The following is a 21951-nucleotide window of genomic DNA, read 5'->3' on the forward strand; positions in this document are numbered from 1 at the left end:
CCTATTACTCAATTCAAGCTTCATCCCTCTGTCCCGGTCCGTTAAACGGATCTAGGCAGAAACCTTTTTTAATTGTTGGTTACTTCATTAAGGTGCAGTTCACTATGGATACTGCCCATTGGAATGAATTATAGCAAATTTCTCGAAAAGTTCAAGTCTTATAACTCAATATCCGCTGAATAAATATGGTGGATGAATCCAGTCTGATCCTCCAGTTTCAACACACCATCATCTGTGATACCTAGCGCAATACCTTCAATGGTATTTGTCAATGTTCTCGCTTTTATGTACTTGCCGATACTGCTGGCATAACCTTCCCATAAAAGCTTTATTGGCAAGAAGCCCTGTTCCAGATACATTGTATACAAATTTTCAAAGTTCTTTAGGATCGTTCTAATTAATTCCGCTCTCGAGACAGTGTCTTTTTTCTCAATAAAAAGGGACGTAGCAATATCTTGAATTTCTGCTGGGAAATCTTCTAACTTTTGATTCACATTGATACCAATTCCAATAATAATGGAATGAATTCGATCGGCCTCAGCTTGTAGCTCAGTCAATATTCCAGTGACTTTTTTTCCGCTAATTAGAACATCATTAGGCCATTTAATATCTGGGACTAAGTCTGTCATTTCTTCAATGGCTTGAACAATGGAAACTGCAGCTAATAATGTCAATTGTGGCGCATTACTAAGAGGTATATTGGGGCGCAGGATCATGCTCATCCAAATACCTGAATATTTTGGAGAATGCCATTTACGGGCCATTCTTCCCCTGCCTGACAACTGCTCTTCTGCAATGATGACCGTTCCTTCTGGTGCATCTTCAGAAGCCATGCGATGGGCTATCTTCTGAGTTGACTCAACAGTCTCCTCATAATGGATATTCCTCCCCATGAAGTGAGTTGTTAGACCCAGTCTTATTTCATCGGCAGTTATTTTTTCTGGGGTCTTTAGAATCCGATATCCCTTATTTCTAACTGCATCTAATTCAAAGCCTTCTTTTCTTAGTTCCTCTATATGCTTCCAAACTGCCGTCCTAGAGCAGCCAATGAGTTCAGCTAGATATTGACCTGACAAAAAGGCATCTCCGGCATTTGTAAAGGCATCAATTAATTCTTTTCTTATTTCTGATTGCACTTCATTAGCCACTCCTTGATTTTTTCTTTGTTATTAGGAAGTTGACAAGATAAGATGTTATTTTCAATTTCTAATAGGGTTTCCTTTAGCCATGGTCCGCCTCTTTTATTGAACCAATCCATTAAGTCATTTCCTGATACATTTATTTCTGCACGTTCTTTAATCGGAAGAGAATCATACATTTTTCCCCAATGTTCAATTGATCGAATATCCTTTATTTGGTTAATCACAAGGTAGAGTCTTTCTGTTGAAAGGATTGTATCACGACCTGCAGCATAGAGATCATAGATAGACCATTCTTGTTCAAGTCTTTTATATAAGAAATGGACCGTTCGTCCAATTTCTCTTATTTCCTTAATTGAAAGCCGCCAGTCTTTTAGAAATACCTCGATCTCTTTTTCTTTAAACTGTAAACAGAAAATTAATAATGACCACATTTCATTAATATTAAGAGGGATACTTTCAAAGCGAATCAGTTTCTCTAAAGACTTCCTCTCTCCTTTTAAACCAGGCAAATATAAAAAAATGCTTGTATCTAGAAGGATATTTAACGCGGTTTGTTTGTTTTTACCGATTAACAGTTTTTCGAACTCTGTTTTTTTTCTCTCCACAGCAATTTTCTCAAGTAAATGAACCTGATTGGCTAATGCGGTGATAGTTCCCGCTTCTATTTGAAATGAAAGTTGACTTACAAAACGTACGGCTCTCATTATTCTTAAGGCATCTTCTTGGAACCTGTCACTTGGACTTCCGACTGTTTGAATTAATTTATTCTGTATAGCTAAAAATCCGTTAAAAGGATCAATCAGTTTCCGATTTCTGTCCATTGCAATGGCATTCATTGTAAAATCCCTGCGCTGCAAATCATCCTTTAAATTCCGAATAAACGTAACCTCTTTAGGTCTACGATAATCTTCATACTCCGATTCTGTCCTAAAGGTAGTAATTTCATATGCCCCATTAGTAACCAGGACTAGAACTGTTCCATGTTCTATTCCAATATCTACTGTTTTTGGAAAGATTTTTTTCACTTCATCTGGAGTTGCACTTGTCGCAATATCCACGTCATTTATCTCTCTATTTAAAAGAAAATCTCTAACTGATCCGCCAACAAAGTAGGCCTCATAACCGGCGTCCTCTAGCTTTTCTAAGACAGGAATTGCAGTTAAGAATGGGTCTGTCATTTCCTTCACCTTAATTCAGTATATTAAAATATATTTGCTCATACTGTTCAACGATTTGATCTGCTTTAAATTTTGTTTTTGCTGTGTAAATGGACTGTTGAGAAAATTGCTGATGAAGCTTCGCATCATTTAAAACCGCTAATGCTCTACTAGAAATATCCTCTATGTCACCTACTTCACAAATAAATCCATTGACACCATGATTAATAACCTCTGGAACACCGCCAACATTCGTCCCGATACAAGGGACACCACAAGCCATCGCTTCTAGTGCAACAAGTCCAAAGCTTTCTTTCTCTGATAATAACAACATTAAATCACTAATAGAGTACAATTCCTCTAAACTCTCTTGTTTACCAAGAAAAATGACTTGATCTTCCAAGCCCAACTCTCTGACGAGCTTACAAACGATAGTCATTTCGGGACCATCACCGACCAATAGTAATTTTGCAGGCATTGCAGATGCAATCTTTGAAAAAGATTTTACTACATCTTTCACGCGCTTTACTGGACGGAAATTTGAAACATGTATGATTACCTTCTCGTTTTCCCTTATTTCAAAATCTGACTTTAAACCAAGTGCATCAGTTTTTTTATAGACGCGGTCATCAATAAAATTATAGACAGTTTCGATTGTTTTATCAGGATTGATGAGGTCATAAGTTTGATTCACAAGCGAATTCGATACAGCAGTTACCACATCAGATTTTTCTATTCCAAATTTAATTGCATCTGTCAACGAAGGATCATACCCTAAAACGGTTATGTCTGTTCCGTGCAGGGTAGTGACTATTTTAAAATCTCGGTGACTCATTTGCTTGGCTAATATAGCACAAACCGCATGAGGAATAGCATAATGAACGTGAAGTAGATCTAATTTTTCCCGATTAGCAACTTCCGCCATTTTACTTGCTAAAGCAATATCGTAGGGTGGGTACTGAAATAAGGAATATTGATTCACTTCAACTTGATGATAATAGATATTATGATAAATTTTGTTCAACCTAAAAGGGATGCTTGATGAAATGAAATGAATTTCATGACCTTTTTCAGCCAGCATTTTTCCTAATTCCGTTGCTACCACCCCTGAACCACCTACTGTTGGATAGCAAGTAATTCCAATTTTTAATTTCCTCATGGTTATTCTCCTATCAAATCTCGATTCAAAAGAATGGGAACTTTCGTTTTGAACCCTTCAGCAAATGTAACACCAACAAGCTTGCCAAACATTCTTTCCCTTGCCTCGACTGTTTCAATATACCCATTAACAAGTGGAGTATTGTGGGTTTCTTCTGTTTGCTGGAATTGGCTCTTATACTCCCTTAATGCTTCGAGCTTTAAATCTATGTATTGTGAAATATCGATAACAAAATCGGGTTTGTGAAAACCATTAATCATATAAAAATAAACTCTTTCCACTCGGTGAGCAGGTTCATTTCCATCTGTTTCATATTTTCGGATTCCAGCTGAAAAAACTGCCTCTTCCACTAAACTAGCACAATTTCCATGGTCTGGATGACGGTCTTCAAAATAAGGTGCAAACACGATTTGAGGCTTGTTTATTCTTATTACCCTTGCAATTTCTCTTATGTATTCTTCATTAAGGTATAAGCCCCTATCCGGAAAACCCAGCGAGGACCGCCACGAAACTTTTAGAACTTCAGCCGCATTTGCCGCCTCAGACTTTCTGAGCTCTATATTCCCATTTGAAGAAAGGTCGGCATCTGTTAAATCACAGATACCTACACGTTTTCCCTCAGATGTAAATTTTGCGATTGTCCCTGCCATGCCTATCTCGACATCGTCTGCATGGGCACCAAATGCAAGGACTTGAAGGTGTTGATTATTCATTATGTCCACCATTCTCTTTAATTATATTTCTCCATTCAATCAGCCCGAGTTCTAAACCTCTTATAAGCAATTCCGCAGTTCCCATATTGGTTGCAAGGGGTATGGAGTATACATCACATAGTCTTACTAATGCAGTAACATCTGGTTCATGCGGCTGTGCGGTTAATGGATCTCGAAAAAAGAAAACAGCATCCATTTCATTTTGAGCAATCATCGCACCAATTTGCTGGTCACCACCAAGCGGTCCGGATTGAAACCGTGTAATATTCAATCCTGTTGCATCACTAATTCTTTGCCCTGTTGTTCCAGTAGCAAATAAAGAGTGCTTCGAAAAAATATTCTGATAGGCAATCGCGAACTGCACCAAATCATTTTTCTTATTATCATGAGCAATTAATGCAATATTCATTATATTTCCTCCTATCCTAAAATATTTTCAAGGCCATAAACAAAGGCATTATGTGTCATCACAGACTCAACTGCCACTTTTACCCCTGACATAAACGACCCTCGGTGGTAGGAATCGTGCCTGATTGTTAAAGTCTGACCATCTGAACCGAATAACACCTGTTGATGTGCAACCAATCCCGGCAATCGAACCGAGTGAATATGCATCCCATCAAAATTTGCCCCCCTCGCTCCTGCGATTGTTTCTTTTTCATTTGGGTGGCCTTGATTTTTTGCTTCTCTTACAGTTGAGATCATTTCCGCCGTCTTTACCGCTGTTCCTGACGGAGCATCCAGCTTCTGGTCGTGGTGTAATTCGATAATTTCAACATCCTCAAAATATTTGGCAGCCATTTGAGAGAATTTCATCATTAAAACCGCACCTATAGCAAAATTCGGAGCAATAATACACCCCAGTTCTTTCTCCTGACAAATACGCTCTAATTCTTCTAATTCATCAGCGGTAAACCCTGTTGTACCTACAACAGGCCGCACATTGTAAGAGAGTGCTGTTTTGGTATGATGCATGCCCACTTCAGGTGTGGTTAAGTCAATTAATACATCTGCTTGGATTGTTTGCAGACATGTTTCAATATTTGAATAAACTTGCACATTATGTATTGAATGAAAACCTTCCAAATCGCTTAACATGATTCCGTCATACTTATGATCCACAACAGCAACTAATTCAAAATTATCAGTATTTGTGACTAACTTTACAGCTTCGCTCCCCATTCTTCCACGAGGGCCTGCAATAATAATTTTAATCTTTTCCATCGCATTCACTCCATTTTTTCTTCGTTAATTCTAGTCCAACGATTTTTGTCTCTTGTCTTAAATTTTGCCATGACATAATCATGTGCATCTTCTAGGCTAATATTTAAAGAATTAGCAAAGCAAATTAAGACAAATAAAAGGTCTCCCAGTTCTTCCTCAATCGCTTTTTCAGTTTCACTAGTTTTTTTGGGTTTCTCTCCATAATAATGATTTACTTCTCTAGCAAATTCCCCTAGTTCTTCTGTAAGTCGCGCCAGCATTGCCAGTGGACTGAAATACCCCTCTTTAAATTGACTAATGTACAAATCTACTTCTTGCTGAAGTTCTTTCATTGTCTTTTCATTGGCCAATTTGCCTTCACCTCGTTAATATGATTGATACTAATGCCCATTTTCTTATTCATTGTTTATGTTAGCTAAATTATCTCGGTTTTACAAATGTTTTCAATTATTTTTAGTCTTTTTCACTACTCATTGCTCTAGCATTTTTAATTCGATATAATAAAAATCGCCAGATAAGAGAATTTATGGCAGAGGGGGGTTATGAATGATATCAGGACTTAAATTTAAAAACATATTATTTATCCTTTTAGGGGCTGCAATCATGTCGTTTGGACTTGTGAATTTTAATATGCAAAACAAGTTGGCTGAAGGTGGTTTCACTGGGATTGCTCTATTATTTTATTTCTTGTTCAAGTGGGATCCGTCATATTCAAATTTATTTTTAAATATTCCACTTTTTTTTATCGGGTGGAAATTGTTAGGACGGAATACATTTTTATACACCATTATAGGAACGGTAGGAGTATCGATTTTTTTGTGGATATTTCAACGCTATGCAATAGATATGCCACTTGAAAGTGATTTAACATTAGCAGCATTATTTGCTGGAGTTTTTACAGGCGTTGGTTTAGGAGTAATCTTTCGTTATGGTGGAACTACGGGAGGAGTCGATATTATTGCAAGGCTCGTCCAGAAATATGCAGGCTGGAATATGGGGAAAACGATGTTCTTATTTGATGCATGTGTTATCGCGTTATCTCTAGTTACATATTTAAATTATAAACAGGCAATGTATACACTTGTTGCTGTTTTTATTGGTGCAAGAGTCATCGATTTCATTTTAGAAGGTGCCTATTCTGCAAGAGGGGCAATGATTATTTCGGAAAAAAACGAACAAATTGCCGCAAAAATTATGGAGGAAATGGACCGAGGAGTTACTGCCTTAAAAGGTTATGGATCATATACAAAAAGTGAACGTGAGGTTTTATATTGTGTTGTGGCTAAAAATGAAATCGTTCGGTTAAAAAATGTAATCACCTCGGTCGATCCACATGCCTTTGTTTCAATTACTATTGTTCACGATGTTCATGGAGAAGGATTTACCCTTGACGAAAATAAAATGCCGTTAGTAGATTAAAAAAGCAATGTCGTTTGACATTGCTTTTTTAGTATCAATCTTTCGAACGGTCTTTTTTCTGGTTCTTGTCACCTTGATATTTTCTCCAACCCACATAGGATAATGTCATGATAATAATGCTTCCAGTGGATATAATAACCCACCAAATGTTAGGATCTGCCTCATCCTCTTCCATGTTAGAAAAGAGTTTGACTAAGTCCGTATCTAGTTTATCCAATTCCTGCTGACTTTTAGTGTCATTTACTACTAGGGAACGGTATTCATTTATAAAATCAATCCGTGCATCTAATTTTTGTACATTTTCTACGGACACATCAATTTTCATACTTGGATAGATGACATTGTACAAAGATAAAAATGAATTGAAGTTTGTATGAAAGTTTCCAGAATCACCTTTTTTAGCGGCATCTTTCGCTTGATGAAAAGCAGTCATAATTTGATCTTCCATTTCAACCCATAGGGGTTGATGACTTGTAGCAATCGCATCAATAACAAGTCTAAATTTGACTAATTTATTTATTCGTTCCTCATATTTCATGTTGGAACTAACTGCCGCTTCCACTGCTTCATCATGGGAGGTGTTAATTATTCTCACTTCATCCATGGTTAATGGTGGATCCGTACCAGCAATACTTGTGAACTGATTTGAAAAATAATCAAGGAGTCTTTTCGCATCTTCATATCTATGAAACTTCACCATTTGGAGTGCTTCATCTGAAATATCATCAAGCTTCTCCATTGGCGATTGTTGTTCTGCATAAATAGATGTGGGAGTAAGCATCATGATAATTGCAAATAAAAATAACCATTTGATTTTCAATCCTTGTCCCCCCTTTCATTACTAATAAAATGTATGTAGGGGTGGACAAGGTTAGACCATTTTGGATTATTTTATTTCAAGCTTGTACCGATTGGACCGAATGGAAAAATAATAGGCAAGGGCAATAGAAAAAATCGAAAGCCAGAATGTAAAATAGCCAATTTGCGGAGTGTAGCGATCAAGCATATGATAGCTCGGCAACATGAAAAAAACATAATCTATCACATCATTATGTAATGTCCAAACAGCTGTTATGATTAAATGCCACCATTTAAAACGATAAAATGGAGCATACAAAATCCCTTGTACAGCCATTGCAAAATGGGAAAATATTAGCATATAGCCAACTGCATCAAGTTCCCCTTGGACAAAGTAGACTAGAATGTTCATCACCACTGCCCAAATTCCATATTTAAAAAGTGTGACAATCGCCAGAGCCTCTATTAAAGGCCAGTTTCTCCGTAATAGAAAGGCAATTAAAACGAAAACAAAGAATAAACTAGCGGTAGGGCTGTCGGGAACGAATGCCAGGAAAATTGCAGGTGTTTCTTTTAGTTGCCACCCATACCAGTAATACCCATATATAGTTCCAGCTATATTTATAAATAATAGCAGCTTAATAATTGACCTATGGGCCAAGAGAGGATAAATCCAACTCACAAGCATGCTCCTTCCAGGATTGATTTTTCATGAAGAAAAAAAGCTGACGATCTTTCGTCAGCTTTTCAATAATTCGATTATTACTTACCAAGGCCTGAGATAAATTCAGAAAGTGTTTTAAGTTCTTCGTCAGTACCTTTGAAGATTCCGGGTGGCATTTTTCCACCTTTACCTTCTTTAGCAATTTTCGCTACTTCTTCAGCAGATAGACCAGTTCCAACTAATGCAGGAGCACCGGCACCTCCGGAAAGATCTTCACCGTGACAAGTTATACATGTATTCGCACTAGCAATTTTGTAGCCGGCACTCGACTTATCAATATCAACCTTTTCAACAATTTTACCTTGGCGCTCAGCTTGTTCCCAGTCGTGGGTCGCAACAGACTCCCAAGTTAAAAATACGGTGGCAGCTAATGCCAAAAGCATAGCTGTAGTTGCAATCGGACGCTTCATTGGACGACGTTCAGGACCATTATCCAGGAATGGAGCTAATAGTAAGCCTCCAAATGCAAGTCCAGGCATAATCATAGCTCCGATAACTGTATACGGTCCGGATGCATATGAATATTTTAGTAATTGATACAAAAATAAGAAATACCAGTCTGGCAATGGAATGTAACCAGTATCAGTCGGATCCGCTATCCTTTCAAGCGGAGCCGGATGGGCAACAGTTAAACATAAAAAGCCGACAAGAAATACAGCTCCTATCATCCATTCTTTCAAAAGGAAGTTAGGCCAGAACGCCTCTGTTTTACCAGGGTATTCAGAGTAATCTTTCGGAATCATTTTTTTTCGTTCAGAAGGTGCTAAAACACGTGAATCACCAACGAACTTTAATCCTTTACCGCGATGCATCGAGCAATCCCCCTCCTTTTTCCGTAGTTAGTAGAAAAAACATCGATTGAGAAAAAACGTTTTTTATAGTGGTCCAGAAATACCTTGTTTACGAATCATTAAGAAGTGGGCTCCCATTAATCCAAGCAGTGCACCTGGCAGGAAGAACACGTGAATCGCAAAGAAACGGGTTAATGTTTGGGCACCAACAATATGTTCATGACCTGCAAGTAAAACCTTAACCTGTGTACCGATAAACGGTGTTGCTTCGGCAATCTGCAGACCTACTTTTGTTGCAAATAACGCTTTCATATCCCATGGTAATAAGTAACCAGTAAATCCTAAGCCAAGCATAACGAAGAAAATAAGCACTCCGACTACCCAGTTTAGTTCACGAGGTTTCTTGTAAGCACCTTGGAAGAAAACACGTAGTGTATGTAAAAACATCATTACAAGTACTAAACTTGCACCCCAGTGATGCATTCCACGTACAATTTGTCCAAAAGCAACTTCATTTTGAAGATAATAAACCGATTCCCATGCATTTTTAATATCTGGTACATAGTACATAGTTAAAAACATACCAGAGAGAATTTGAATGACTGTTACGAAGAATGTTAGACCTCCAAAGCAGTATACAAACGCTGAAAAGTGATGCGCTGGATTAACATGCTCAGGTACTTCATGGTCTGCGATATCGCGCCACAAAGGCGTAATATCTAAACGTTCATCTACCCAATCGTAAATCTTGTTTAACATGTTACGCCTCCTTCCGTGGTTCAGCTTTACCTAAATAAAGAAAACCGTCTTTTTCCTTAAATGGATATACATCAAGCGGGTGAAGTGGTGGTGTACCTGGAACGTTGGTTCCATCCTTTGTGTAACGGCCATAGTGACATGGACAAAAGAATTGATTTGGATGTTCCTTGTCCGTATTCCAGTTAACAGTACAGCCTAAATGTTTACACACAGGTGAAAGGGCTACAATTTTACCTGCATCATCCTTATAAACCCAGGCAGTCTCCGTAACCTCTGACTCATACCATGCATCCTTTTGTTTAAAGCTAAAGTCAACTCGAACCGGTTCGTTAGTTATTTCAGAAACCTTTTGTTTTGTTGCGACGAAATCTCCGCCTTCTTCAGCCTTTAAAACTGGATCAACTGCAAATCTTACCATTGGCATTAACATACCAGCTGCCATAAAGCCGCCTACTCCTGTTAATGTGTAGCTTAAAAATTGACGTCTTGAAACGCGTTGCTTACTCATGCTTATATCCCCCCCTCTATTCACGAAGTTAAGTCCGACGGACAAATTTAAACACATATAAAACTAGGACATAACAATGATATATCAATCTGCAAGTTAGGTCAATATCATACTATTTTAAAAACATGCTTAAAAGGTGGTTTTACTCATTTTCATGCCATTTTTGCGTAAAAAGGTCTAATAATTGTTTTACTTGACTATCAACAACCGCCATTTTCTGTGAATCATTCATGTGTTCCAGTGGGATTGATGGAAGCCATATTATCGTTCCGGAAAGTTCTTCTTCTCGTGATCTCCAATCAATTTCGGATGTAATGTAAAATATGTGTTTAAATTCCCCCTTTTGAAGGCTAGCCTCCCATTCCTTCAAATCACTAATGATATTTTCTCCATTTTTGGACTTCAAATATGTATATGGAGGTAATAATAATAATCTTCCCGTAAATTGCCTTTCTAGATGTCCAGTAAGTAATGTGATAAATTCCGCAGCTGTCGCAGACTGTTTCATCCCCCCCCCCACAGATACAGCCAGCAATGGCACAACAGCTGTGTCTACATATTCCTTTGCATTCAAATACGTCTCAATATCTTGAGGTGTCCATTTCATATTTATGCACCAACCTTTTAATTTCACTATTATCATAATATCATTTTCTACAGAAACAATAAAAGATATAGTGCAATATTTAGAAAATCCCAAACAAAAAGGAAGCTGCTTATCGCACGCTTCCTTTTTGTTCTGACATGGTTAACTGATTAAGCTTTTGTGTAAGAACTTGAAATGCTTTTCGATCTTGATTATCAAGGGCCTCATCAATTAATTGAAGGATTTTCTCACGTTGAAAATGTTCAATACTGCGCTGCAATAATTGTTCTGCAATAATTCCATCCTTCTCATTCACTTGCAGGTGTTTGGGAACGTATAAATTCTCTTCAAGAACCGCAGCATACTGGTGTGCCTGATTAGCAGCATGAAAGTTTAATTGGATAAAAATATCCTCATCACGATTTAAACGAATGTCGTGAAAAGACTTTTCAGCATCTGTAGTCATCACATTTTCTTTATAGAATCTAAATGGTACCTTATCGACGCAATGTGTAGACATAATTAAACCTCTCGGACAATACTGTGCTTGCTCCACAAAATGGACCTTCTCCATTAATTGATCGTGGCTCATTAGATAATTAAGAATCCAAACACATTCTCTTCTCTTTAATTGATAATGATTTAAAAACCAGCGAATAAAGTCCTTCTTCTCGTTGACAGAAACAGGGGTTGCCATGATAGTTTCCCTCCTCTGCAAATTCAGCTTTTTTTAATCTTTCAACCCTGTAAGACGTTCAATTAAATCCATATACTCCCCGTTTGTTGGATCTTCATTTAGCAACTGTTTAAAAATTTCGGCGGCGCGGTCGCTTTTTCCTTCTTCAATTAGAAAATAACCGTAATCCTGTAAAAATGTTTCATTTTTCTTAAAAAAAGTATATGCACTTTCATATTTGTCTAATGCGTAAGAAAATTTTTCTAACCTCTGATAGCTTACTGCAGCATCCCATAAGAGTTGGGGTTCTTCATCTTCTTTAATATCAAGTTCAGTAATTAAATCAATGATGTCCTCATATCTTTCTTGAAGTAAAAAGAGTTTATTTAATGTAAGTGCTGCTTCAATAAATCCTGGGTCTAAGGCAAGTGCTTCACGGAAAAACTGTTCTCCTTCTTCCACTTTTCCTAGTTGGGTTGCTATTCTCCCGCCAAAGAAAAATAACTCCTTATTATATTCATCTTGTTTTATGCCTTCTTGAATGGTAAGTAAACTATTTTCAAGTTCTCCCTCCCTTTCATATGCTAAAGCAAGGTGTAAATATAGAGAATGGTATTCCGGATCCAGCTCTTTCAATTCAGTGAATTTTACGATAGCAGTCTTGTAATACCCTGCCTGAAGTGCCGTAAAACCATAGCCGAATAAAGTGTTAATCTCTAATTTTTCATTCATTGCCTTTTCATAATAAACTAATGCATCCTCAAACATCCCAGATACACTTAAGAGATCTGCAATCCGTTGATCTATATTTACACCAGCTATTTCATTTTCTTCTTTTAAAACCTTTTCGTATGCTTCCAGTGCCTTGGTCACTTCACCTTGTTCACTATAAAGTTCGCCTAAAGCAAAATCTATAATGATTTCATCGGGCAACAATTCCTTTGCCTTCAAAAGTTTTCTTTCACAAACTTCATACAAACCTTGAACTTGATAAAGATCGGCTAATAAAAGTAGGGATTGTCCATAATTCGCATCATGTTCTGATATCTTTTCAAGAACAAGAATTGCTTCTTCGTCTTCACCGGCTTCAACTAATATTTCACCTAACAGGACAAGAAGCTCACCTTCCTCAGGGAATGTTTCTAATAAATTTGCTATTAGTGACTTTGCCTCTTCTAGGAAACCATATTGATACATTTCTTCGCTAAGAAGAAACTTTTCATCGGGCATACCATTTTGTAATACATCATTATATTCAATTAAGGCCTCATTATGTTGACCATTTTCTAACATGGTAATAATTTTATTCACTCGGTCCATTGACTCTTACCTCTCGTTCTCCTAGATTGACAGAGAAAAATAGGATGGGATTCGCACCCTAACATGTTCTCCATTTCCAGGTTTAAATATCACGTTACCACTTGCTCGTAAAACCTCCCCCTTGTGGACGGTTACTACGAGTCTATCACTATGATAATGAAATATATTCACTTCATCAACATTCTGGCCTTCATTTATTTTAGTATACAAATTATAACTCACTTCTGTACCACACATTAAACTACCTTTTTGCGGATATACACCAATTTTATTTAATACAGAAACAGCCAATGGGATATTTTCTTCAATTTCTTCATAAAGAGCGGGTATATTCTCTCTATTCATGATACCATTCCATTTCGACAAAACACCCTTCACTTCCTTCTTGTGAACCGAAGAAATTATTGGGATGAACGGACTGTTGAAAGGAAACATTGCTTCTTTAATCCAACCCCATGGAACTTGTTCTAATTCTTCATGTGATTGAAGGTCTACAAAAATAGCTGGTACTTTTTCTTTCTTACATTTCCTAATAAACGATGGAGAAATCAATCGAACTGGTATTCTTACCCCAATAAGATAATCTATTGGGCTGCTTAAGAGAGCCGTTTTAAGCGCTGATATTTTTGTGGTTAATTCATTTTCGTAGGAAACATTAACATAGGTGAACAAGGTGGTGCAACCTTTCAACAAAAAATCTTCAGTCAAATACTTTTTTAATTCTTGAAAGGCTCTAATTTGTGGAATATTTGAATTAAATAAAACATAGGTGGGGGTCATAATATATGGTTCGGCATTCATTCTTATTAACCGATAATAATTGAAATGCGAGTCAATCCTTTCTATTCGATTGTTACGTATTAATAGTGAACAAGTTTTTAATTGCTTGTCTTTTAGGAGATTGGCATTTTCAATAATATACATTATCCACCACCATTTCATTGTGTCCTATTTTCTTTTTTGACTATTCTCTTTAAGACAAGCTATGCGAAAATTCCAAAAACTATGCCATTCAATTCGGGATATAAAATAGAAAAAGCTGCATTGATATGCAGCTTTACTTAATCAGACTATTTAAATGGTCAAAGAAGTTCGGATACGAAACGGAAATCGCTTCTGGGTTTTCTAGAACTGCCTTTTCTTCACAGAGGAGTGCAGCTATGGCCAGCATCATTCCAATTCGATGATCGCCATGACTAGCGACAGTTCCACCAACTAATTTGGTTTTTCCATGAATAATCATTCCATCTTCAGTTGCTTCGATTTTAGCACCTAAAGTTTTTAGCTCATGAACAACTGTATCAATTCGATTTGTTTCTTTTACTTTCAGTTCCTCGGCATCCTTGATAATTGTTGTACCTTCTGCCTGGGTTGCTAAAAGGGCAATTATTGGGATTTCATCAATTAATTTTGGAATTAAATCTCCTTCAATCACGGTTCCTTTCAGACTGGAAGTCTTAATAATTAGATCCCCCATTGGTTCAAATGATGATTCCTCGTTCTGGACAATTTCTAAGTCCGCACCCATCTTTTTCATTACTTCGATAATTCCCGTTCTTGTTGGATTCAGCCCAACATTTTTTAATACAACTTCACTTCCAGGAATTATGGCACCTGCAACTAAAAAGAATGCTGCAGACGATATATCCCCAGGAACATGGACTGTCGTTCCGACTAGTTTTTGACCGCCATTGACGATAATCATTTGGTTATCCTTGTGGATTTCCCCGCCAAATTTAATAATCATTCTTTCTGTATGATCACGAGTTTCTTCCGGCTCAATAATCACACTTTGACCTTCTGCTTGCAGGCCTGCAAGAATTAAGGCAGATTTAACCTGTGCACTCGCAACCGGAAGTTGATAATTTACAGGTTTTAATTCACCCCCACGAATAGAGATGGGTGTGTAGGAACCATTGTTACGACCATCTATTTTTGCACCCAATTCCGATAAAGGGTTCGTTACCCTCGTCATTGGACGTTTCCCGATTGACTCATCACCAACAAGAGAAGAGAAAAATGGTCTACCTGCCAATATCCCCATTAATAAACGGATTGTTGTTCCAGAGTTACCAACGTCTAATACTTCATTTGGTTCGGTTAACCCTTCAAATCCTTTTCCAATAATGTGAAGTTGGCCATCAGATTCTTCGATGGTAACTCCGAGTTTTCGAAAGCACGATATTGTGCTTAAGCAATCTTCCCCAGGTAAAAAATTGGTTACTTTGGTTTCACCGTGGGCAATCGAACCAAACATAACTGACCGGTGTGAAATTGATTTATCCCCAGGAATTGTTATTTCTCCGTTTAAGTGTGTTATGTTTGTCTTCAGTTTTAGAGACGTCATGAAAAATCACCTTTTTTATTTATCATTTTAAGATCCAATAGATGTAGCATAACTAGAATAGGAGCCAATACATTGTTCCGCTTTTTGACGGTCCTCTTCTGTTTGAAAACTAATTACTAAGACACCATTTATATCTTCACGTGTTTCTAAAATTCGAATATTTGTGATACTAATTTCTTCCTTCGCTAAATAACCAGTAATCTCGGAAACGACCCCTGGGTAGTCCGGTACATCAACAAATAAATCATAAAATGCCGGAATTGCACCCTTATCTTTTTGAGGCAGACCATCACGGAATTGTTTTGCTTGGTGAAAATAGTCATATATTGCCGAACTGTTTTCATCTTCAAGCAGCATTTTGACATCATTCATCTCTTCTTGCCACTGATTGAGCAATTCAATTAATATCTCACGATTGTGGAGGAGAATATCTTTCCACATCTTCGGACTACTTGAGGCAATCCGGGTAATATCTCTAAACCCGCCTGCTGCAAGACGCGGAATTAAACTCTCTGCTTCAGCTAACTTTTCAGTTTGGCGAACAATTGAGGCAGCGATGATATGAGGAAAATGACTGACAATCCCTGTAAGATAATCATGATTTTCTGGTGTGATAGTTAAAAACTTGGCTTTAGTTCCAATTAACCATGATTTTAATATTTTTACCTTTGAATCATCTATATGTTCCTTTGGTGTTAACAAATAAAACGCATTTTCAAATAGAATTTCTTTGGCAGCAGAAACACCACTTTTATGTGATCCCGCCATTGGATGCCCGCCGATAAAGGTGATTCCTCTCTCTTTTAGGCTTTTGGCACTTCCAACAATCTTGCTTTTTGTACTACCTGTATCTGTCACGATTACCTCTGGATGAAGAGGGAGACCCGCAAGGAACTTGATAATTTCCTCTGTTTCATTTACAGGTGCAGAAATAATAATTAAATTAGCATCAATAGCGCCACTTTGGATATCTTCAGCTATTTCATCGATAACCCCAAGCATTTTTGCTAGTCTTGCTTGTTCACTATTAATATCATATCCTACAATCGTTGCATCCTCATGTTCCTTTTTTATACATAGGGCTAGAGAACCGCCTATTAATCCTAACCCTATAACAAAAACACGGCCTTTCAATGATAACTCCCCCTAAAAACAAAGCAGAACTGTTTTACTTTTGTGATAAAAACTCTCCTAATGCATGGAGAACACCTTCATTTTGTTCAAATGACCCTACTGTAATTCTAACCCCTGTAGGAAAACCAAGAGCTTTCCCAGAGCGAACAATATAGCCTCTCTGCATTAGATTCTGGAACACCACGTCCCCATCTGTTTTACAATCAATTAATATAAAATTGGTTTGTGATGGATAATAATCAAGTTCATACTTCCCACAGAATTCATAGAACTGTTCTAGTCCTTGCCTATTTTTTTCTTTGCAGCTGTTAATAAATTGCTGATCTTTTATGGCTGCTGACGCCGCTAATTGGCCTAAAGAATTAACATTAAATGGCTCCCGAGCAGGTTCAAGTGCTTTAATAATTGAAGGATTGGCAACCCCATAGCCAATTCTTAAGGCAGCGAGACCGTATATTTTTGAAAAAGTTCTAAGGACAATTAAATTTTCATACTTTTGAGCTAATTTAATGGAATCATAGTAATCTTCTGCAACAACATATTCATAATAAGCTTCATCTAGTACGACCAGAATATCAGCAGGAACTTTTTCAAGAAAGGCGTTTAACTTAGATTCAGGTATATAGGTACCAGTAGGATTATTAGGACTGCATAGCCAAATGACATTGGTCTGATCATCAATGGCTGCCAACATGGAATCTAAATCATGGTTTCCGTTTACAAGTGGGATTTCTTTGCAGACCGCGCCTTCAATCACTGCGTTATGCTTATATTGTGAAAAGCTAGGTGTAGCCATAATTGTATTAGCATTCGGATGTAACAGTGCCCTTGAAATAATTTGAATTAAGTTATCTGAGCCATTTCCAAAGATTAATTCTTCTTCATCAACCTGCAAATAGGTTGAAAGGGTCTCTCGTAATATAGTGGCATAGCCATCTGGATAGATTGCCAAACTTGTTTGATTTGATTGAAGTGCATCCAAGGCCTGAGATGAGCATCCAAAAGGATTTTCATTTGATGCTAGCTTTACTATCTTGTCCAGTTTATATTGCCTCTTCACAGCTTCGATTGATTTCCCTGGTTGATAAGGTGTCAGTTGTAATAACTGCTCTTTCCATCTCATATTAACTCACTCCGTTCGTAATAAGTTATTCTATTACAGCTTTATCGTTTTTACCTATTTTGCTAGACTGCTGCCAAGGTCGGGTCTCAGAACCGTTGCACCTTTTAAGTATACATGAATAATCTCTTCTTGTGACTTGTTCGTATTCACATGCATCATGACTCTGACACACTTCTTTAACGAATTGGGAACAGGAATTTCCTGCATACACATCACAGGGACATAGGTCCATCCCTCAAATTTACGAAGGGCCCTTGCAGGGAATGCGGCGTTAACATCATTTGTTGTTGAAATGAAAATTGACCCAACTTGATCTGGTTGAATATGATTATCTTCAATTAACCGTACAAAAAGTTCTTCTGTTGCAGAGATGATTTCCTCTTCGGAATTCTGGTCAATCGTAATTGCTCCTCTTACCCCTCTAATCAAGAAAAGTCCCCCTTATTAATTACTGTTTAATTGTTCGTATAATACTTTTTCAGATAGTTCCTTAACTGTAGGCTGACCCAATTGTTCAAGTAGAACAAAGTGAATAGCATCCCTAACTGACTTTTTATCCTGCTTCATTTTGTTGATTAATCTTTCATGGGATAGAATTTCTGGAATTTTAGATTCATAACCTAGTCTTTCAATCCAATTTGTAAATTCTTTTATATCAAAGTTAAGACCTAGTAATTGGTTACTTAGCCTTAGGGCATAAAGCATTCCTATCATCACTGCTTCCCCATGTGTAAAGTTCCCATAACCCATCTCCGATTCAATGGCATGCCCTAGTGTGTGGCCAAAATTCAAGAAAGCCCTAATCCCCGTTTCTCGTTCATCCTGACCAACAATTTTACCTTTTATCCTTATACCTTTTATTAAAGATTCCGATAACATCTCCATTGGTAAGGTTTGAAGGTTTTGCACATTATCTTTTAACCAATTATAGAAATCGACATCATCAATAAGTGCATGTTTAATAACCTCAGCAAAACCAGAACGAATTTCATGAACTGGTAGTGTTTTAAGGAAGGCTAAATCATAAAAAACAGCTTCTGGCTGATGGAAAGCCCCAATCATATTTTTCCCGAGCGGATGATTGATGGCTACCTTGCCGCCAACAGCACTGTCATGAGCTAATATAGTAGTCGGCACCTGAATAAATGGAATGCCCCTCATAAAGGATGCTGCAACAAATCCTGACAAATCTCCAACAGCCCCTCCTCCAAAGGAAAGAATAACAGATTTCCGATCTAGTTTGTTTTCAAGTGCTGTTGAAAGCGCAGCGTAGTATATTTCAAAGGTTTTGGCTTTTTCCCCACTAGGAGCAGTAAAAATTACAGGATTTAACGATTTCAGCTCAAACAATAATTTTTCCAGATGAAGCGCTGCAACTGTTTCATCGGTAATAATTAATATTCGAGTTAGGCCGTCAAAATGTCTCGCTAAAAAAGGACCAATTTCTTTTCTTACCCCTTCTCCCACATAGACATTATAATTTTTTGAATCTGTATGGATTTGAATGGTTTCCATTAAAATTCCCTCGCATATTCCCGCTGTCTTTTAATTTCCTCCGCAAAAGTGTCAAAGCGGTCACTATAAAATTGTTCAACCAAAGCATTGGCAAGTTCCCATGCCACCGCATGTTCTGCAACAACAGCTGCAGCAGGCACTGCACAACTGTCAGAACGCTCGACACTTGCTGCAAACGGCTCTTTTGTATCAATATCAACACTCATAAGAGGTTTATATAAAGTTGGGATAGGTTTCATTACACCTCTGACCACAACCGGCATGCCTGTTGTCATCCCACCTTCAAATCCACCAAGGCGATTAGACTTCCTGTAGTAACCTTTTTCTTGGTCCCATGCAATTTCATCATGAACTTCACTTCCAGGTTTCCTTGCAGCCTCAAATCCAATACCAATTTCGACCCCTTTAAAGGCATTTATACTCATAATAGCGGCTGCCAATTTTCCATCCAATTTACGATCATAATGTACATAACTTCCTACACCTGCTGGCATACCCGTAGCGATTACTTCTACAACTCCCCCTATTGAATCGCCATTTTTCTTTGCTTCATCAATAGCAGCCATCATATCACTTTCCACGGCAGCATCAGCGCATCGTACAGGGGATAGTTCTGTCTTTTCCTTCAATTCATTAATAGAAATGGAGCGATCAATACTAGCTTTAATTCCGCCTATTTCAACCACATGGGACACTATTTCAACACCCACTAATGATAGAAGCTTTTTCGCTACAGAACCTGCTGCAACTCTGACGGTCGTCTCACGTGCAGAAGAACGTTCAAGGACATTTCTCATATCCCTGTGTCCATACTTAATGGCGCCGTTTAAATCTGCATGACCTGGACGAGCACGCGTTACCTTCCGTTTCACCTCATCTTCTTGTCCTTCTTCTAAAGGTTCTGCTCCCATAATCTTTGTCCAATGCTTCCAGTCATTATTTTGAACTACTAATGCAACGGGTGAGCCGAGAGTGTACCCGTGACGGACACCGGAAACAATTTGGGCTGTATCCTTTTCAATTTGCATTCTTCTTCCACGCCCATAACCTTTCTGGCGCCTTGATAATTCTTCATTTATATCTTCCAATAATATTGGCATACCCGCAGGGAGGCCTTCTATAATCGTTGTTAATTGCGGCCCATGGGATTCTCCTGCTGTTAAATATCTCATTCCCATATTACTTTCCCCCTTCAACTCATTAAAGAATTTTGTATCAATATACCATATACTGCGCAATAAACATAGTATAACTATTCAGAAAAAAAGGAATAAATTTTTCATATAAAAAAAGGCATTTGTATAATTTCTTATACAAATGCCTTTCTTTTATTTCAATTAGTAGATCCATTCGTTTACTAGTTTATTGTACTCTACTACACCGGAATCTTTAAAGAATAAGCCAATTTCACGCTCAGCACTAGCAGGTGAATCAGATCCATGGATAACATTTTTCCCAACTGTTAATCCAAAATCACCGCGGATTGTTCCAGGTGCAGCATCTTTTGGATTGGTAGAACCCATCATTTGACGAGCAGTAGCAATCACATTTTCACCTTGCCAAACCATTGCAAAAACAGGTCCAGAAGTAATAAAATCGACTAATTCTCCGAAGAATGGACGCTCTTTATGTTCTCCGTAATGTTCTTCAGCTAGTTCATTAGGAATGCTCATTAATTTAGCTCCTACTAATTGAAAGCCCTTTCTTTCAAAACGTGAGACGATTTCTCCAATTAGGTTACGTTGTACACCATCAGGTTTTACCATTAAAAAAGTTTTTTCCATGAATTCCACTCCTAATAAAAATTATTATGTATATGAATGTTTTTTAGAAAACAATCCATGAAAAATATTATCATTTTTTCGAAAATTTAACAAGTTGATTTAAAATTTTCGTTTTCCAATGAATCTTGCTAAGTCTTGAAGGGTTTTTTTTGTTCTATTTGCAGGTAACCCTTCTAATTCAGCCAAAGCTTTTTTAAGGTAAAGATCACTAAGAGCGATTGACTTTTCAATTGCATCTGAATCTTTAATAATGGTGATAATCTTCTTTATCTCTGAAGGAGTCATGGATTCATGCACCTTTTCAATTTCTGCGCGTATTTCAGCCTTTTCCATTGCAAAAAGTGCAGGTGCGGTAATATTTCCCTGCAGCAAGTCTCCGCCTGCAGGCTTTCCTAGTTCCTTCTCAGTAGATGTAAAATCTAAAATATCATCGATAATTTGATATGACATTCCAACGTAATAACCAAAACGGTATAGTTTTTTATGGACAGATTCTTCTACATCAGCAGCAATTGCTCCCAATTGACAACTTACAGCAATTAATAGGGCAGTCTTTCTCTTAATTCTACGAAGATAATCTCGGAGATTTTGATTAAATCGGTATTTATCTTTTATTTGTTGAATTTCCCCTAATGACACTTCAACAATGGTATTAGATAAAATTTTATGAGCAATTGGGTTTTCAATGTTAGTCATTAATTCTATCGCAAGAGCAAAAACAAAATCACCAGTATACATAGCAATTTTGTTATCCCATTTAGATTTCACGGTTGGCTGCCCTCGCCGTAGATCCGCATCATCAATCACATCATCATGGACAAGTGATGCCATATGAATTAATTCAAGGGCAACAGCAACATTTTTCATCACATGTATATCATAATTTCCAAATTTACCAGCAAGCAAAACAAAAACAGGACGAATTCTTTTTCCTCCGGCTTGTAATGTATGCATAGAAGCTTGTTTAAGCAGAAGGGACTCCGCATGTATGGTCTCTTCTAGCTTTTTTTCAATCAAGTTAATATCCGAATTCAAAAATGAATACATCATTTTTAATTTCATTTGTATTCAC

At 37.4% G+C, this 21951-nt stretch carries 25 protein-coding genes; 1 reads left to right on the forward strand and 24 read right to left on the reverse strand.

The window, feature by feature from the left end:
* Positions 1 to 158 precede the first annotated feature (158 nt).
* The 7 genes from M3610_RS04845 to M3610_RS04875 are packed head-to-tail and all read right to left on the reverse strand — an operon-like array spanning position 159 to position 5727.
* Entirely contained in the window at positions 159 to 1136 is a 978-nt protein-coding gene (locus M3610_RS04845) for a biotin--[acetyl-CoA-carboxylase] ligase (protein ID WP_098574783.1), read from the reverse strand.
* Positions 1121 to 2320 carry a CCA tRNA nucleotidyltransferase gene (locus tag M3610_RS04850; protein WP_251456945.1) on the reverse strand — a complete coding sequence of 400 codons (1200 nt, stop codon included), beginning with the start codon at positions 2318 to 2320 and terminating at the stop codon, positions 1121 to 1123. The genes M3610_RS04845 and M3610_RS04850 overlap by 16 nt, the downstream gene beginning before the upstream one ends.
* Before the next feature lie 10 nt (positions 2321 to 2330).
* Entirely contained in the window at positions 2331 to 3458 is a 1128-nt protein-coding gene (gene bshA / locus M3610_RS04855; protein WP_098574785.1) for an N-acetyl-alpha-D-glucosaminyl L-malate synthase BshA, read from the reverse strand.
* A 2-nt stretch (positions 3459 to 3460) separates the two neighbouring features.
* Positions 3461 to 4171, reverse strand: coding sequence for a bacillithiol biosynthesis deacetylase BshB1 (bshB1, locus tag M3610_RS04860; RefSeq protein ID WP_098574786.1), 711 nt, complete (start codon positions 4169 to 4171; stop codon positions 3461 to 3463).
* Complete coding sequence (gene mgsA, locus M3610_RS04865) at positions 4164 to 4580, reverse strand: methylglyoxal synthase (RefSeq protein WP_098574787.1); 417 nt, start codon at positions 4578 to 4580, stop codon at positions 4164 to 4166. Before mgsA ends, bshB1 begins: the two co-directional genes overlap by 8 nt.
* Before the next feature lie 11 nt (positions 4581 to 4591).
* Complete coding sequence (dapB, locus tag M3610_RS04870; RefSeq protein WP_251456947.1) at positions 4592 to 5395, reverse strand: 4-hydroxy-tetrahydrodipicolinate reductase; 804 nt, start codon at positions 5393 to 5395, stop codon at positions 4592 to 4594.
* A 5-nt stretch (positions 5396 to 5400) separates the two neighbouring features.
* Complete coding sequence (locus M3610_RS04875; RefSeq protein WP_180230147.1) at positions 5401 to 5727, reverse strand: nucleotide pyrophosphohydrolase; 327 nt, start codon at positions 5725 to 5727, stop codon at positions 5401 to 5403.
* 214 nt (positions 5728 to 5941) lie between these two features.
* Here M3610_RS04875 and M3610_RS04880 point away from each other — a divergent pair, with 214 nt between their 5' ends.
* Positions 5942 to 6814 carry a YitT family protein gene (locus tag M3610_RS04880; protein ID WP_098574790.1) on the forward strand — a complete coding sequence of 291 codons (873 nt, stop codon included), beginning with the start codon at positions 5942 to 5944 and terminating at the stop codon, positions 6812 to 6814.
* A gap of 34 nt (positions 6815 to 6848) precedes the next feature.
* Here the strand turns inward: M3610_RS04880 and ypjB are convergent, their stop codons facing one another.
* The 17 genes from ypjB to hepT all read right to left on the reverse strand — a co-directional run bounded on the left by ypjB (position 6849) and on the right by hepT (position 21941).
* A complete protein-coding gene (gene ypjB / locus M3610_RS04885; protein WP_251456948.1) occupies positions 6849 to 7634 on the reverse strand; it encodes a sporulation protein YpjB in 786 nt (261 codons plus the stop codon).
* Positions 7635 to 7700: 66 nt separating this feature from the next.
* Positions 7701 to 8294, reverse strand: coding sequence for a lipoprotein heptaprenylglyceryl N-acetyltransferase LhaT (lhaT, locus tag M3610_RS04890; protein ID WP_251456949.1), 594 nt, complete (start codon positions 8292 to 8294; stop codon positions 7701 to 7703).
* Between the two features lie 80 nt (positions 8295 to 8374).
* A complete protein-coding gene (locus M3610_RS04895; protein WP_098574792.1) occupies positions 8375 to 9148 on the reverse strand; it encodes a menaquinol-cytochrome c reductase cytochrome b/c subunit in 774 nt (257 codons plus the stop codon).
* A gap of 63 nt (positions 9149 to 9211) precedes the next feature.
* Positions 9212 to 9886, reverse strand: coding sequence for a menaquinol-cytochrome c reductase cytochrome b subunit (qcrB, locus tag M3610_RS04900; protein WP_026563914.1), 675 nt, complete (start codon positions 9884 to 9886; stop codon positions 9212 to 9214).
* Between the two features lies 1 nt (position 9887).
* Entirely contained in the window at positions 9888 to 10394 is a 507-nt protein-coding gene (locus tag M3610_RS04905; RefSeq protein WP_285850948.1) for a QcrA and Rieske domain-containing protein, read from the reverse strand.
* Positions 10395 to 10536: 142 nt separating this feature from the next.
* On the reverse strand, positions 10537 to 11001 hold the full coding sequence (locus tag M3610_RS04910; RefSeq protein WP_251456950.1) for a YpiF family protein: 465 nt from the start codon (positions 10999 to 11001) through the stop codon (positions 10537 to 10539).
* A 109-nt stretch (positions 11002 to 11110) separates the two neighbouring features.
* Positions 11111 to 11677: a ReoY family proteolytic degradation factor gene (locus tag M3610_RS04915; protein WP_098574795.1), complete on the reverse strand. Its 567-nt coding sequence runs from the start codon at positions 11675 to 11677 to the stop codon at positions 11111 to 11113.
* A gap of 33 nt (positions 11678 to 11710) precedes the next feature.
* Positions 11711 to 12976 carry a tetratricopeptide repeat protein gene (locus M3610_RS04920; RefSeq protein ID WP_251456951.1) on the reverse strand — a complete coding sequence of 422 codons (1266 nt, stop codon included), beginning with the start codon at positions 12974 to 12976 and terminating at the stop codon, positions 11711 to 11713.
* A 21-nt stretch (positions 12977 to 12997) separates the two neighbouring features.
* Positions 12998 to 13900 carry a hypothetical protein gene (locus M3610_RS04925; RefSeq protein ID WP_251456952.1) on the reverse strand — a complete coding sequence of 301 codons (903 nt, stop codon included), beginning with the start codon at positions 13898 to 13900 and terminating at the stop codon, positions 12998 to 13000.
* Positions 13901 to 14033: 133 nt separating this feature from the next.
* A complete protein-coding gene (gene aroA, locus M3610_RS04930) occupies positions 14034 to 15323 on the reverse strand; it encodes a 3-phosphoshikimate 1-carboxyvinyltransferase (protein WP_098574798.1) in 1290 nt (429 codons plus the stop codon).
* A 27-nt stretch (positions 15324 to 15350) separates the two neighbouring features.
* Complete coding sequence (locus tag M3610_RS04935) at positions 15351 to 16457, reverse strand: prephenate dehydrogenase (RefSeq protein WP_251456953.1); 1107 nt, start codon at positions 16455 to 16457, stop codon at positions 15351 to 15353.
* Between the two features lie 34 nt (positions 16458 to 16491).
* Entirely contained in the window at positions 16492 to 17580 is a 1089-nt protein-coding gene (gene hisC / locus M3610_RS04940; protein WP_251456955.1) for a histidinol-phosphate transaminase, read from the reverse strand.
* 54 nt (positions 17581 to 17634) lie between these two features.
* On the reverse strand, positions 17635 to 18009 hold the full coding sequence (gene aroH / locus M3610_RS04945; protein ID WP_251456957.1) for a chorismate mutase: 375 nt from the start codon (positions 18007 to 18009) through the stop codon (positions 17635 to 17637).
* Between the two features lie 15 nt (positions 18010 to 18024).
* Positions 18025 to 19095 (reverse strand): 3-dehydroquinate synthase, encoded by a 1071-nt coding sequence (gene aroB, locus M3610_RS04950; protein WP_251456959.1) that lies wholly within the window; start codon positions 19093 to 19095, stop codon positions 18025 to 18027.
* A complete protein-coding gene (gene aroC, locus M3610_RS04955) occupies positions 19095 to 20267 on the reverse strand; it encodes a chorismate synthase (RefSeq protein WP_251457611.1) in 1173 nt (390 codons plus the stop codon). Before aroC ends, aroB begins: the two co-directional genes overlap by 1 nt.
* Positions 20268 to 20432: 165 nt before the next feature.
* Positions 20433 to 20879 (reverse strand): nucleoside-diphosphate kinase, encoded by a 447-nt coding sequence (gene ndk, locus M3610_RS04960; RefSeq protein ID WP_026563926.1) that lies wholly within the window; start codon positions 20877 to 20879, stop codon positions 20433 to 20435.
* Between the two features lie 99 nt (positions 20880 to 20978).
* Positions 20979 to 21941: a heptaprenyl diphosphate synthase component II gene (gene hepT, locus M3610_RS04965; RefSeq protein WP_098574803.1), complete on the reverse strand. Its 963-nt coding sequence runs from the start codon at positions 21939 to 21941 to the stop codon at positions 20979 to 20981.
* Between the last annotated feature and the right edge of the window lie 10 nt (positions 21942 to 21951).

The sequence above is a fragment of the Neobacillus sp. MER 74 genome (genome assembly GCF_023714155.1).